At 65.1% G+C, this 13,744-nt stretch carries 10 protein-coding genes; 4 read left to right on the plus strand and 6 right to left on the minus strand.

What is annotated here, in order from left to right; translation table 11 throughout:
* Positions 1-93: 93 nt before the first annotated feature.
* Positions 94-1,116: an ABC transporter substrate-binding protein gene (locus tag J2Y63_RS00270; protein ID WP_435264391.1), complete on the minus strand. Its 1,023-nt coding sequence runs from the start codon at positions 1,114-1,116 to the stop codon at positions 94-96.
* A gap of 220 nt (positions 1,117-1,336) precedes the next feature.
* On the opposite strand from J2Y63_RS00270, the gene J2Y63_RS00275 reads away from it, so the two are divergent.
* The 3 genes from J2Y63_RS00275 (at position 1,337) to J2Y63_RS00285 (ending at position 6,237) form a co-directional block, all read left to right on the plus strand.
* Positions 1,337-2,077, plus strand: coding sequence for a response regulator (locus J2Y63_RS00275; RefSeq protein WP_435264392.1), 741 nt, complete (start codon positions 1,337-1,339; stop codon positions 2,075-2,077).
* On the plus strand, positions 2,074-4,170 hold the full coding sequence (locus tag J2Y63_RS00280; RefSeq protein WP_435264393.1) for a two-component system sensor histidine kinase NtrB: 2,097 nt from the start codon (positions 2,074-2,076) through the stop codon (positions 4,168-4,170). The genes J2Y63_RS00275 and J2Y63_RS00280 overlap by 4 nt, the downstream gene beginning before the upstream one ends.
* 330 nt (positions 4,171-4,500) lie before the next feature.
* On the plus strand, positions 4,501-6,237 hold the full coding sequence (locus tag J2Y63_RS00285; RefSeq protein WP_435264394.1) for an ABC transporter ATP-binding protein/permease: 1,737 nt from the start codon (positions 4,501-4,503) through the stop codon (positions 6,235-6,237).
* 9 nt (positions 6,238-6,246) lie between these two features.
* On the opposite strand, the gene J2Y63_RS00290 is transcribed toward J2Y63_RS00285, so the two are convergent.
* The 5 genes from J2Y63_RS00290 to J2Y63_RS00310 are packed head-to-tail and all read right to left on the minus strand — an operon-like array spanning position 6,247 to position 13,239.
* Complete coding sequence (locus tag J2Y63_RS00290) at positions 6,247-7,755, minus strand: mercuric reductase (RefSeq protein ID WP_435264395.1); 1,509 nt, start codon at positions 7,753-7,755, stop codon at positions 6,247-6,249.
* A gap of 2 nt (positions 7,756-7,757) precedes the next feature.
* On the minus strand, positions 7,758-9,047 hold the full coding sequence (locus tag J2Y63_RS00295) for a glucoamylase family protein (protein WP_435264396.1): 1,290 nt from the start codon (positions 9,045-9,047) through the stop codon (positions 7,758-7,760).
* A 32-nt stretch (positions 9,048-9,079) separates the two neighbouring features.
* A complete protein-coding gene (locus J2Y63_RS00300; RefSeq protein ID WP_435265019.1) occupies positions 9,080-9,757 on the minus strand; it encodes an ROK family protein in 678 nt (225 codons plus the stop codon).
* 14 nt (positions 9,758-9,771) lie between these two features.
* Entirely contained in the window at positions 9,772-10,773 is a 1,002-nt protein-coding gene (gene gnd, locus J2Y63_RS00305) for a phosphogluconate dehydrogenase (NAD(+)-dependent, decarboxylating) (protein WP_435264397.1), read from the minus strand.
* 51 nt (positions 10,774-10,824) lie between these two features.
* Entirely contained in the window at positions 10,825-13,239 is a 2,415-nt protein-coding gene (locus J2Y63_RS00310) for a glucan 1,4-alpha-glucosidase (protein WP_435264398.1), read from the minus strand.
* 154 nt (positions 13,240-13,393) lie between these two features.
* Between J2Y63_RS00310 and J2Y63_RS00315 the strand changes: the two genes are divergently transcribed.
* The gene (locus tag J2Y63_RS00315; protein WP_435264399.1) at positions 13,394-13,744 is read left to right on the plus strand and encodes an AraC family ligand binding domain-containing protein; all 351 of its coding nucleotides are present in this window, start codon (positions 13,394-13,396) and stop codon (positions 13,742-13,744) included.

Raw genomic sequence — 13,744 nt, forward strand, 5'->3', positions numbered from 1 at the left:
TTTTGGATTTTTGGCGCGAACGAGACACGGCGCGGCCATCGGCCTGCCTGTGAGCGGCGCGTTCACGAAGTTCGGATCGTGGTTTGTGGGCGGTTAGTTCGTCGCGGATATCACCGCGTCGAACCGTTCGAGCAGCCGACTTCGTTCTTCCGGCGAGCCGAAGGTGGCGAAGTCGTAGTCCACCATCTTGATGAGCGAAATATCGGGGGCCGCCAGCGGCAGGGCCGATTTCGCATTGGACGGCACCTGGTTCTGGCCCGATGCCGCGCCCGTGCCCTGTCCTTCCGGGCTCAGCGCAAAATCGACGAAGCGTTTCGCCTCTTCGATATGCTGCGCACCCTTGACGATGCTGACGGCGCCGATCTCATACCCCGTGCCTTCGCAGGGCGCGACGATGATCAGGGGCGAGCCTGCCTGCTTCTGCGTGACGGCATCGTGCATGAAGGAGATGCCGATCAGCGTTTCGCCGCGCGCGGCCGCCTTGACCGGGGCGGAACCCGCGGTCGTGTACTGATCGATATTGCGGTTGAGCGCGGCGAGATAGCGGAAGGCTTCCTCCTCGCCGAAGAGCTGCACCAGCGTCGCGAGCGTCGTGAAGGCGGTGCCGGAAGAGTTCGGGTTGCCGCTCCGGATGCGGCCGCGATAGGCGATGTCCGTCAGGTCCTTCCAGCAGGTCGGCGCCGGCAGCTTCAGTTCGCGCAGCAGATCGGCATTGTAGGCAAAGCCGAGCGCCCCGGCATAGATGCCGGCGGAGCGGCCACCGGACATGGCGAAAAAGTTCTGCGCCCAGGGCAGCATGTCGCGCTCGTGCGCCGGCTGGTAGGGTTCCAGCAGGTCTTCCGACCCGCCCTGCAAATGGGTGTCGCCCGTCCCGCCCCACCAGACATCGACGGTCGGGGCGGCCTTTTCCGCGCGGATCTGGTTGAGGATGTCGCCGGTGCTCTTGCGGGTCATCGAAATGTCGAGGCCGGTCTTTGCCTCATAGGCCGTCTTCATCGCGGCGCACCATGCCTCGTCGACACCGCACAAGACGGTGAGCGATGGGGCTGCCGCGCCGGCCGCGGCGCTCATGAGCCACAAAGCCACGCCCGCGCTGAAAGCGGTGATGCCTTTCACGATGTTCCTCCCTTTGGAACGACGAACGTCCCAATCTCCGCAGTCAGGATGTCACATCTGCCGCGCGCCGCAATCGAAGAATGGTTACCGTTCTTACAGCCTGGAGCGCCACCGGCCGGGCAAAAATGACAAAGGTTACAAATGTGACAAGCCGCATAACGCGAGCCCGCTTTGAAGATTGTGACAGGCCTGCCTATGATGCGCGCGGGAGGACGTGCATGTGTTGAATGAGAGGATCAGGATTCTGATCGTCGAGGACGATCCGGACATGGCGGAGCTTATCTCCGATCTGGTGGAGGCGGAGGGCTGGACGCCCCTGACCGCGCCATCGGCAGAGGAGGCCATGGGCGTGCTGGCGCGCGAGACGGTGCATCTGGTGCTCGTCGACCATAACCTGCCAGGCACCTCCGGCCGCACCTTCGCGCAGCGTCTGCGTGCGCAGACCAATGTCGGCATCGTCATGGTGACGGCAGCGGGCAGTGCCGCGGACCGGGTGCTGGGGCTGGAGACCGCGGCGGACGACTATGTCGTAAAACCCTTCGAGCCGATCGAACTGACGGCACGCATCAAGGCCGTGCTGCGCCGGACGATCCCCTCGCTGAAGCCGGAACGAGAGACTGAGCGCGAGCACGAACCGGCGGCGCTGAAGCTGGGCGACTGGTCGGTCGATATCAAGAACCGCCGCGCCGTCTGCCTCACCGATCCCGCCAAATCGCTGACCAGCGCCGAATTCGCCCTGCTCGAAATCCTTGCCGAGACCCCGAACATACCCGTCAGCCGGGCGCATATTCTCGATCGGCTCGGCGCGGAAAGCGAACGCTACATCGACCGCAATGTCGACGTGCTCGTGCTGCGTCTTCGCCGCAAGATCGAGCGCAATCCGGATCTGCCGCGCCACATCCAGACCCGCCGCGGCAAGGGTTATGTGCTGAGCACGGACGATGGTGAGCTTTCGCCGTGATCAATCGTCCCTTCCTCTCCTCGATCGCCTTTCGCCTGCCCTTTGCCATCGCCTTCATCTGCGTGCTCGTGTTCAGCCTGGCGACCATCGCGGTCTACGGCCTGCAACGGGCGCGCGAGGAAATGGCGGCCTATGGCCTGCAAGCCTTTTCCAGCCTCGCCAAGGCCTCGCTGGTCTCGCGGCAGGTCTCCGACCTCGTATCGAGCGCGCCCTTCCTGATGAACGCGACGTCTCCCTACCGGGTCTCCAGCGAGAGCCGTGCTGTCGTCGCGCAGGTCGATGTGCTGCTGCGCACCATGCAGCCGGAGCGCGAAGGCACGGCCGTGAAAGGCTTTGCGGGCGCGCGCATCGTCGAACTGCTGGAGACCATCCGCACGCAGACGACGATGCTCGCGGCCGACGCGGAAGCGGCCCAGCAGCACAAGGCGGAGGCGGCGGCCGCCCTCGGCGAGATCGCGACGGGCAGCGGCATAACCGAAACCGATTTCCGCCGGCGGCTCAACGGCATCGTGCAATCGGCCTCCAATTCCGACAGTCTTTTCCAGCTTGGTGAGCTGCGTCGCCGCTATGTCGCCGAAACCGCGCCGCGCCTCGACCGTGCGTCCCCGGATGCGCGGGTTTCCGCGGCCGAGCTCATGCCTTACGAGCGCGTCTTCGAGGCGCAGACCCGCTATCTGCTCGAAATGTTCGCCATCCGCGCTGCCGTGGCGCGGCTGCATTCCGTTTCCCGCGATCTGTCCCATGCGACCGAAACCCAGAGCGAGGCCGTCGCCCGCGGCCTCAACGAGGACCTCGTCTCGACCTCGGATGCGCTGAGCCGCCTGCTCGTCATCGTTGCCTTCGCCTCCCTGCTGGTGCTCGTGATGGCGATCTTCTCCATCCGCTCGGTCATGCGCGTCTCGCGCGGCATCGTGGCGCTTTCCACGGGCATGAACGCGCTGGCGGAAGGGCGCAAGGATGTGGATGCACCCGCCTATAACGGGACGGAGACGGAGCTGGTGCGGCTGCTCGAAGCCTTCCGCGCGTTTCGCGAAAGCGTGGAGCGCGTCTCTCGGCTCCGGCGCACGGCGGAAGCCGCTGCCCGCACCATACGCTCCACCTTCCGCACCATGAACGAAGGCATTGCGCTGTTCGACCCGCGCGGCCGGCCGATCACCATGAACCGGCGCGTCATCGAGCTTGTCGGCTGGTCGGGCTCGGCGCGAAAACTGCCGCTGCGCAAATTCGTGGCGCCCTTGCCGGAGATCGATCCTGCACTTCTGCCCGCCGAGACCGATGCCGGCCTGCTCGGTGCGCGATCCGTTCTGCGCCATCGTTCCGAGGCGGGGCGGGTGACGGAGGTGTCGCTGTCGCGCCAGCCGGATGGCGGCATCGTGCTCCTGGCGCGCGACATTACCGACCTCGACCGACAGGAGGCGGAAGCGGCCAGGATCCAGCGCCTCGACGGCATCATGCGCATGACCCACCAGGTGAGCCACGAGGTCGGCAACATGATCGGCATCATCACCGGTAGCCTCGGCCTTCTCGAACGCGAGACCGGTTTCAACGACCGCCAGAAGCGCCATCTCGCCCGCATCCGCAAGGCCGCCGACCGGGGCCGTTCGCTTGCGGGCAGCATGCTGTCTATCGGCAGCCAGCAGCCGATCCATCCCGGCGCGGTGGAGATCGGCGCGCTTTTGCGCGGCATGGCCGATGTGCTGGAGATCGCCATCGGCGAACACCGCCGCCTGGCCTTCGACATCGCAGACGACCTGCCGACGGTGCAGCTCGACGCCGCCCTCTTCGAGCAGTCGATTCTCAATCTCTGCCTCAACGCCGCCGCCGCCATGCCCGAGGGCGGGACAATCCTCATCCGCTGCATGGGCATCGAAACGGGCATTGCGGTTTGCGTCATCGACGATGGCATCGGCATGTCGGCGGATGCTGTGGACAAGGCCTTCGAGCCCTATTTCACGACGCGCGACGAGGAAGGAGGTGCAGGCCTCGGCCTCGCGGTCGTCTACGGCTTCATGCGCCAGAGCGGCGGTGACGCACGCATTCGCTCCACAGTCGGGAAGGGAACGACGGTGGAACTGTTCTTTCCAGCCGTCTGAGCGAACGCAGTTCCTGGTGGAAGGAGACGTCGGGGAATTCTGCATGCGCGATTTCGCCTGTGGTGTAGACGGACGAGCCACGCCGAAGTGCGTGCCGGTGACCGGAAGCAGCCGGCAATTCTGCATCGGCATGTTGCCGATTGAATGGACGCTCCCTATGTCGGGCTATAGTCTCGCCGCAGTGTTTCAAAGGAGCTCAACGATGATCCAGGCCGGTGGCGCTCTCCCGGTTCATTCAAGGCTTGGTCAAGTCAGGTTTCCTTGGGCTAGAGACAGGCGCAAACCGCGCGGGAGCGGGTCCTGCGGCCCCTCGACACATCGGTGACAGGCATGGCTGATCTGAATCCGGCGCGTGACGGGGCCGAGGAACCGCGACTGCGCCAATATTTGGCGACCATGGCGGCGGCCTTCCACGGCTCGCCGCTGCGCGGCGTCCTGGTGCTGCTGGCGGCGGGCATCCTTGTGGTCATTCTTGCCACGGCTTACGGGCAGATTGTCCTCAATCGCTGGAACCAGCCGTTCTACGACGCCCTGCAACAGCGCAACATGCCGGCCTTCCTCGCCCAGTTGCTGGTCTTTTTCGAGATCGCTGGCGCGCTGCTTGTTCTCAACGTCGCGCAGCTCTGGCTCAACCAGATGCTGCACCTGAAGCTCCGGGAAGCGCTGACGCGCGACATGATCGACGAGTGGCTTCGTCCCGGCCGCGCCTTTCGCGTGGCGCGACGCGGGCAGATCGGCATCAATCCCGACCAGCGGCTGCACGAGGATGCGCACCGGTTGAGCGATCTCTCGGTCGATCTGGGCGTCGGCCTGTTGCAGGCGGGCGTCCTGCTCTTGAGCTTCGTCGGCGTTCTTTGGGCGCTGTCCTCCGGCTTCGTCTTCCACCTGTGGGGCGACGCCTTCCTGATCCCCGGCTACATGGTCTGGGCCGCGATCCTGTATTCGGGAACCGCGTCATGGCTCAGCTGGATGGTCGGCCGACCGTTGATCGCTCTCAATGGCGACCGCTACGCGCGCGAGGCGGACCTGCGCTCTTCGCTGATGCGGGTGAACGAACAGCTCGCCGCCATCTCGGTCGCCTCCGGCGAGGTGGACGAGGCGCGGCGCCTTCAGCGGGACCTCGCCGCGGTCATGGCCGCAACCCGCCGCATCGTCTTCGCAATGACGCGCCTTGCCTGGGTCACGTCGGGTTATGGCTGGGTGACGATCGTTGCGCCCATCATCATTGCCGCGCCGGTCTATTTCGGCGGCGACATGACCTTCGGCGGGCTGATGATGGCCGTCGGCGCGTTCAACCAGTTCCATGCCTCGCTGCGCTGGTTCGTCGACAATATCGGCTCGATCGCCGACTGGCGCGCGACGCTCGGGCGGGTCGCAGCGTTCCGGCTCGCCCTGATGGACGCCGAGACGGCCGACGGAACGGCGGACCGCATCGCTTTCGTCCCGTCGCCCGACCCTGTCATCGTCCTCGACAATCTGGAAATCGACGTGCCGTCGGGGCCGGTGCGGCTGTCCGAGCCGCATGTCGAGGTTCATCCCGGGGACCGCGTGCTCGTCACCGGAGCGCTCGGCGCCGGCAAGACGCTCCTGACGCACACGATTGCCGGATTGTGGTTCTGGGGCAGGGGCAGCATCAGCCTGCCGCGCGACGGCGGCATCGCGTTCGTGGTGCGCGATCCCTACATGCCGGCCGGTACGCTGCGCGCGGCGCTTTGTTATCCGCGCGACGCCGATGCCTACTCGACCGAGGAAATCCTGGCCAGCCTGCAACGGGCGGGGCTTGAACGCCTGTCGCCGTCGCTGGACCGCATCGCCCGCTGGGAACACGAGTTCGGCAATGACGAGCGCCGGATGCTGAGCATCGCGCAACTGCTCCTTCACCGTCCGGGCTGGATCGTGATCGACGATATCGGCGACCTGACCGATGGCGACAATGGCGAACGGGTCGCCTCCATCTTCCGCGACGAACTGGCGGGTGCGGCGATCATCGCGATGGGCACGGGAGAAGGGCGCGTCGACCTTTTTTCGCGCACCCTGCGGCTCCTGCCGGTGACGGCCGGAGGATAAGCCAGCGGATCAGGCCGATGCCTCTCCGGCCTCGGCCTGCCGGGCCATACGGTCGACATCGCGCCGGTAGGCCTGCGCCGCAAGCATGATCGCCCCGGACTGTGCCGGATAGGTGTGGACCACCTCGGCGAGCGCGTTCATGCCGATGCCGGTGCTCATGATGACCGCCATTTCATTGATCATCTCGCTCGCCCGCGAGGCGACGATGGTCGCGCCGAGGATTTTATCGCTGCCCTCCGCGACGTGGATCTTGACGAACCCGGCCTCCTGCCCGTCCGTGACGGCGCGGTCGACATCGGTCATCATCACGGTATAGCTCCGGATCGGAATCGATTGCCGGCGGGCTTCCCAGACATGCAGGCCGATATGCGCGATCTCGGGGTCGCAGAAGGTGCACCAGGGAATGACCGAGTTGTCGTGCCGCTGCCGCCCCTGCATGAGCGCATTCTGCACCGCCATGCGCGCGGAGGATTGCGCGGCATTGGCGAACTTCAGCGGCAGGCAGACATCGCCGGCGGCATATATGTCGGGATTGCTGCTGCACAGGAAATCGTCGACCCTGATGCCGCAGTCGGGATCGAGTGCCACGCCGGCCGCCGCTAGGTCGAGGCCCTCGACATTGGGCAAGCGCCCGGCACAGACAAGGATTTCATCGGCCACGATCTCGCCTTTCAGATCGTAATTGAGCGTCTCCAGCACCTTGGCGTCACCCTCGCGCCGTGCTCCGACGACGGTGGTGTTCAGGCGGATGTCCATGCCGTCGCGCGCCATGGACCAGGACAGGATCTCGGCCGCGTCGCGCCCCTCCCGGGGCAGGAATTTCGGACTTTTCTGCACGATCGTCACATGCGAACCCAGCCGGCAGAAGGCTTGCGCCAGTTCGCAGCCGAGCGGCCCCCCGCCGATGACGACAAGGCGTTTCGGTAGCGCCGTCATGTCGAAAACCGTCGCGCTCGTTCGATAATCCATCCGGTCGAGGCCCGGAATATCGGGGATTCTCGGCCGCGCGCCCGTGGCGATAAGCGCCTTCCTGAAGGTCAGGCGGGTGTCGTTGACGAGGAGCGCATTCGCGTTGGCGAACCTGGCGGCACCGAAGAAGATGTCCACGCCGAGGGCTGCGAGCTCATGGACCGAATGATATTCCGCGATCCGTGTCCGTATCCGGCGCATGCGCCCCATCACCGCGGCAAAATCGAGAACAGGTTCGGTCGGGATCGGCACGCCGAAGCCGTCGGTCTCCCGCATCAAATCATAGGCCAGCGCGCTGCGGATGATCGACTTCGATGGCACGGACCCCGTATTCAGCGAATCTCCGCCCATGCGATCACGCTCGATAAGAGCGACGGAAAAGCCGCGCTGCGCCGCGCATTCGGCCGCCGCCAGGCCCGCCGGCCCGGCGCCGACGATGACGAGATCGTAGACGCTTTTCGGTTCGGGATTGGTCCAGTCCCGCGGCCGCACGCGCCTGAGGAGGAGGCTATCGTCATCGGGCTTTGCCCGTGGTGCATTGCCTTGCATGTCTATAACCATCCGCCCTTGAACCCGGCCCGCGCGAGGCCGTCACGCACATATGTGCAGCGCCGCATGATTTCCCAGATCAGCCCCGTGCGATGATTTTCGATCGTCATCGCGAGCAGGCCCTGGTCGAGCCCGTACCATCCTTCCGAAAGCCACCCCTCCGGACCGCAGCGCAGTGTCGGGTTGAAGCCGCTGGAAAACCGGTCTTCTCGGCAGACCTGCGGATAGGTTTCGAGGAGGTGGCGGGTGCCGGCGAGCGCGGCGTCGGGGGTAAAGGGCAGCGTTGCCAGCATCGCCCAGGGCGAGATCGTGCCGTCGTCCGGGCCATAGGGCACGCCGCGTGACATGTAGCCGTAGAACCGGCGATCCCTGCCGCTCTGGCGCAAGGCCGGCACCGATGGGCCATCGCCCGCCGTGACACCCCAGAAATCGCGGGAATAGCCCGCGAATTCGTATGGATTGCGCTCACCATAGTCGCGATGGATGGCGATCGTTCTTCTGGTGTTCTCGAAATAGTCGCTGTTCTTCTCGCGCATGAACGCATCGCGGATACCGCGAAAGTCGATCCAGGCATGCGAAAACAGATGCGTGAAGAGCGGGCCGGAATAGAGCACGTTCCTGTCCATGAGGTTTTCCCACTGGTAGGTCAGGCTCCATGTCTCGTAGCACGCGGACGTCAACGGGAAGGTCGGCGAGCCAAACCCAAGCACGTACAGGATCAGCGCCTCGTTGTAGCCTTCCCAGCCATAGTGGAGAAATCCGCATTCCGGTTTCCAGCCCTGCGAGAGGCCGGCGGTTCCGTTCTGCGCCCAGTGCCAGTCGACACGACGGTAAAGCGCGTCGGCATGGTCGCGGATCTCAGTCTCCTCGGTGTTGCCGCCGTCGAAATAGCCCCCTGCCACGAGGATGCCCGCCATCAGCAGCGCGCTATCGACAAGCGAGAGTTCGCATTGCCAGACGCGCTTGCCCGTCCTCATGTCGAGAAAGTGGTAGTAGAAACCCTTGTAGCCGGTGGCGTCGGGCGCCTCGTTTTGTGTGCTCAGGGCAAAGAACCGCAGCACCTTGAGCGTGCGGGCCGCGGCCTCGGCGCGCGACATCCACCCGTTCCGGACGGCGACGGGATAACAGGACAGCGCAAAGCCGACGACGGCGATGCTGCAGGGCGATCCCGGGCGGGATGTATCCGCGACAAGGCCGGTATCCTCATCTGCATAGTCGACCAGATAGGAAAAGGCCGCGCGCTGAAGCCGGGTGACCAGTGCCTCGTCCGAAAGTAACCTCACGCCGTCCATAAAGCTGTCCTGAAAATGAAGAATAAAAACCGTTACACGCGTAGGGAAGGGTCCTTCCAGATCCGGAAACCGCCGGTGAAGGCACGGGTGTTGTCGCCACGCAGGCAATTTGGCGGCAGCTCGTGGAGATGTTCGACATTGCCGCCGCCGATGACGACATAGCCGGGCAGCAGAGCGGCCCGCAGGCGCTCCGTTACCGCGAACACCGCCTTGCGCCACTTCTTCTTGCCGCGTTTTTCCAATACCGGTTCGCCGACATGGTCCTCGAAGGTCTTCCCGTTTTTATAGGGCAGGTGGCCGGCCTCCATCGCATGGCAGACGTTTTCGATGATCATCGCGGTTCCAAGCCCGGTGCCCAGGCCGAGGAAAAGCATGCGGCCGCCCTCGTAGCTGCCGATCGCCTGCATCAACGCATCGTTGACGACTTTGGTCGGCTTGCCGAAGGCCTGTGCGAAATCGTGGCCCGCCCAGCCAGCGCCCAGATGCATTGGATCCTTCAGAGGCCTGTTGTCCGCTACCGGCCCCGGATAGCCGATGGAGACCACGTCATAGGACCATCCCGCGGCAAGGGATTTTACCGCCTCCACCATCTGGACCGCGGTCATGGTCGCGCCCGATTCGACACGCCGCTCCTCATCTCCGACGCTGGTCCTGATCTTCACATGCGATCCGCCGACGTCGATCGACAGAACGATCGGATCTTCGGTCATCTCCTGCAACGCAATCAGTCCTTCTTCTTCTCGACATGGCCGCCGAAGGCGAAGCGCATGGCGGAGAGGAGCTTGTCGGCGAACTCGGATTCGCCTTGCGAACTGAAGCGGTCGAAAAGCGCCGACGAGAGCACCGGCGCCGGCACGCCCGTGTCGATTGCCGCTTTCAGCGTCCAGCGCCCCTCGCCGGAATCCGAGACGCGTCCGCCGAATTTGGCAAGCGCCGGGTCTTCCTTCAGGACGCCCGCCGTCAGGTCGAGCAGCCATGAACCGATCACGCTGCCATGCCGCCATACTTCGGTGACGGCGGCGAGGTCGATGTCGAACTGATAATATTCCGGATTCTTGAGCGGGCTCGTTTCGGCGTCCGCCTCGCGCTTGCGCTTGCCGGCATTGGCGGCTTTCAGGATGTTGAGGCCCTCGGCATAGGCCGCCATCATGCCATATTCGATGCCGTTGTGGATCATCTTGACGAAGTGGCCGGCGCCGCTCGGTCCGCAATGCAGATAGCCGGAGGCAGCAGTGCCCGCCGCGGGTGCCGCGCCATCCTCCGCGCCGGGGGCAAGGCTTGCGAAAATGGGGTCCAGATGGCGCACTGCCGCCACCGGGCCACCGATCATCAGGCAGTAGCCGCGGTCGAGACCCCAGACGCCGCCGCTGGTGCCGACGTCGACGAAGCTGATGTCCCTGGGTGCAAGCTTGCCGGCAATATCGACGGCGTCCTGGTAGTGGGAGTTGCCGCCGTCGATGATGATGTCGCCGGGCTGCATCAGGCCCGCAACCTGATCGGCGATCCTGCCGGTGATTGCGGCAGGCAGCATCAGCCACACGCAGGCGGGCTTGGAAAGCTTGGCAACGAAATCTTCCAGCGCGTTCGCGCCGGTAGCACCTTCAGAAGCGAGCGCCGCGACGGCTGCCGGATTGATGTCGTAGACCACGCATTCATGGCCGTCCTTCATCAATCGCCGCACCATGTTGGCGCCCATGCGTCCCAAACCCATCATGCCGATCTGCATAGCAACGTCCTTTCTGGAAGAGATGGCGTGTCCGCCGGAGGCCTGTCTGTCTTAATCTGGCGCGATGATGATGGCGAAATTCATGCCTTCCCAGCGCCCCGTTTCCACCCAACGGAAGGTGAATTCGACGCTGGCACCTTCCGCGAGCCCGGAGGTGGGGATTTCGACGACGTGGATGCCGAAGGCATTGCCGCTCGTCGCGCTGTCGTTTGCGGCCGCCCAGCCATCCGCGCTCCAGCGGACGGTGGCCGCGGCCAGCAATTCGATCCGCAGCAGCTTGCCCTGGGGGATCGTGCGGATCTTGTTGTTGAAGCGCCAGGACCGGAAGGGCGCGGTGGTCCTGTTCCGGATATAGCGTTCCGGTCCTTGTGGCGGCATGTCGAAAACCTTGCCGTCGCGAAGGGAACGCAGGAGCTTGATATATTCCGCATGCGCCCAAACGAGCGGCATGGCGCTGCCGGAGGGGCGGCCCCGCCGCAATTCCCGTTCCGGCATGTCCGCACCGTCCCAGACCTGCTCCGGCAACAGCCCGCCGGTGCCTGCCGATGCGGCGAAGGTCCCCAGCAGGTCCAGGGAGGATTGCGGGCGGCCAGCGGCGAGTTCGTAGTGCGCCCGCTCGCCCGTCAGCAGCGGCCATGGCCTGCCCTGGCCCGTCCCATCGAAGGGGTCGCCATTGGCATGCTCGCCGTAGCCGTCATCGGTGTAGCGATACCAGACCGGTCCTTGCGGAAGGTCGGCGCGAAGACGGGCGTCGATGACCGTCACGGTGTTGACGATCCGCGGGTCGTCCGCCGCCCGCAACCCGAAGCGAACCAGCGCCAGCGCATCCGGGCTGACGATCAGGTCGGGCGCCCGGTCGGTGTCGTCGGGCGGGCGGTTCTTGATCGGCACGAAACCGTCCTTGGGAGAGGCGGCATCCGCGAGATCGGCCGGCGCGATGCGGACATAGTAGCCGTCGACGCCGAGTTCGGCGCAGGTGCGGGTGCCGCTGACATAGGTCCATTTCTCGATCTGGTCGTTCCAGCAATCGGCGGTCTGCCGGGCGAAGCGCGCAGCCTCCCCCTTGCCGCAGGTATCCAGAATGTCCGCGGCGGCGAGCAGTGCGGCAATTTCGACGGCGAGCGTGAAGGGTGAGTAGCCGCTATCCTCTTCCCACCGGTCTTCGCCGGTGACCGGCCCGTTGCGGACGAGGTAGGCGGTGGCGCGTTCCACCATGGGGAGATAGGACGCCAGCGGTTCGCCCGAAAGGCAGCCCATGCGGTGCAATCCGTCGGCAAGCAGCAGGGGGAAGCCGCACTCGTCCATCTGGATGCCGTCCCAGTAGGTCGTTCCGTCGAGCCAGGCGTTTTGCGGCCAGTGACCGTCGGCTTCCTGTATGGTGCGCAGATAGGCCAGGATCTGGAGCGCATCGTCCGTCAGGCCGGCAGCCAGGAAGCCGCCCGCCGTTTCGACCAGGTCACGCGGCCAGACGAGATGGTAGCCGCCGAGATCGTCGTCGCCCTTGCTGGAGCCCCAGGGAATCGAGAGGCTTGCGACCGCCGGACCGGGAAAGCCGAGCGACCGGTGGGTGCCGAGCACGGCGGTGCTGGTGCGGTAGAGGTTCGGGCCTTTGTGGCCAGGCCCATCGAGCGGCAACAGGCCCTTCTGCCAGTCGCGCCATCCCGCCACATAGGCGGTGGCAGCGCCTTCGTAGCCGTCGTTGAGGCTCGCAAGGGCGTTGTAGCCCGCTTCCTCCGGTGTGGGGCCGAAGGACAGGGCGATCACCGCGACGTCGTCATCGGCCGTAAAGCCTATTTCTCCGGTCAGCGCGACATTTCCGTCCGTCGCGTTTTGGTATTGGGGACCGAGCCGGCCCGACACCGACAGTCGCCGCCAGCCGTCCGAAACGCCGACATAGTCGGCAGAGGCCTCCCGCCACGGCAGGGAGCATGCGAGCGCGAGCGATTGTCCGCGGCCGGATGCGAACAGCATGCGCACGCCCTTATACGCGCCGATCCAGGCGGAATTGCCCATTCCTGCGTTGACGAGATGCGGCGCCAGCAGCGCATAGACCCGGTAGTCTTCGGCCTTGCCGGCCAGCGGCGTGAAATGGATCTTCTGCAGGACGGTCGGCCGTTGCGGATCGACGAGAATACGCTTTTCGATCCGGTAGGCGCCGTCGAGCGCGGTATTGGTCAGGTGGAAGGCGGGGACGCCATCCTGGAACCAGGCGACATCATGCGCGGCGTGGCGCTTCTCCTCGGAGAAATAGCCGTCGTCGCGCGTGACGATCAGGCCGAGATCACGCGTGCAGGCATGGTCCAGCCGCGGATGATAGACTTCGTTGAGAATGCCGTGGCTGACGGTGAACCAGGTGCGCGAAGCAGCCGAAAGGGCCGTGCCGACGCCGCTCTTCGCGCTGGACGTCCATCGGGCGGCAATCCCCGGCGCGCCCGGTGCCGGCGCCTCGCTGACGGGCTTCTCCAACGTTCCTCCACCCTTTGCCACCGCAACCTGACGGGCGGAGGTCTGGCAACCCGAGTTATGTCGCGTTTTCGCCGCGACGGCAACGGTGCCTGTAGCAATGGCCTTGGCGCGTTCATCAACTGCACTACCTCCCAAGAGACAAAGGGAGAGAGCGATGAAGGTTCAGAAGTTCAGTATTGCCGACGCGACCCTGGTTCGGTCGCCGGGGCAGGACGCGGATATATTCGTCGGGAACCTGGTGGATGAGAGGCACGGCGGGCCTATCACCGTCGGCTATGGCCGCTATGCGCCCGGCCAGACCCTCACCGAGACGATGGCCGTCGATGACGTCATGATCGTTCTGGAAGGCCGGCTTGCCGTTTCCACTGGTGCCGGCACGGTCACGGCGGGGCCGGGGGAAATCGTCTACATGCCCAAGGGTGAGGCGGTGACGATCACGACAGACGGAGAGGACGCGCTCACCGCCTATGTGACATATCCCCATTGGGCGGAGGCGCACGAATAA

It is taken from the genome of Shinella sp. BE166 (assembly GCF_051201095.1).
Taxonomy (GTDB): Bacteria; Pseudomonadota; Alphaproteobacteria; order Rhizobiales; family Rhizobiaceae; genus Shinella; species Shinella lacus.

Excerpts from the sequence above, each read along its gene's own strand:
- J2Y63_RS00300 (WP_435265019.1), bottom strand. The coding sequence starts at position 9,757 with ATGACCGAAGATCCGATCGTTCTGTCGATCGACGTCGGCGGATCGCAT.
- J2Y63_RS00285 (WP_435264394.1), top strand. The coding sequence starts at position 4,501 with ATGGCTGATCTGAATCCGGCGCGTGACGGGGCCGAGGAACCGCGACTG.
- J2Y63_RS00315 (WP_435264399.1), top strand. The coding sequence starts at position 13,394 with ATGAAGGTTCAGAAGTTCAGTATTGCCGACGCGACCCTGGTTCGGTCG.
- J2Y63_RS00290 (WP_435264395.1), bottom strand. The coding sequence starts at position 7,755 with ATGCAAGGCAATGCACCACGGGCAAAGCCCGATGACGATAGCCTCCTC.
- J2Y63_RS00295 (WP_435264396.1), bottom strand. The coding sequence starts at position 9,047 with ATGGACGGCGTGAGGTTACTTTCGGACGAGGCACTGGTCACCCGGCTT.
- gnd (WP_435264397.1), bottom strand. The coding sequence starts at position 10,773 with ATGCAGATCGGCATGATGGGTTTGGGACGCATGGGCGCCAACATGGTG.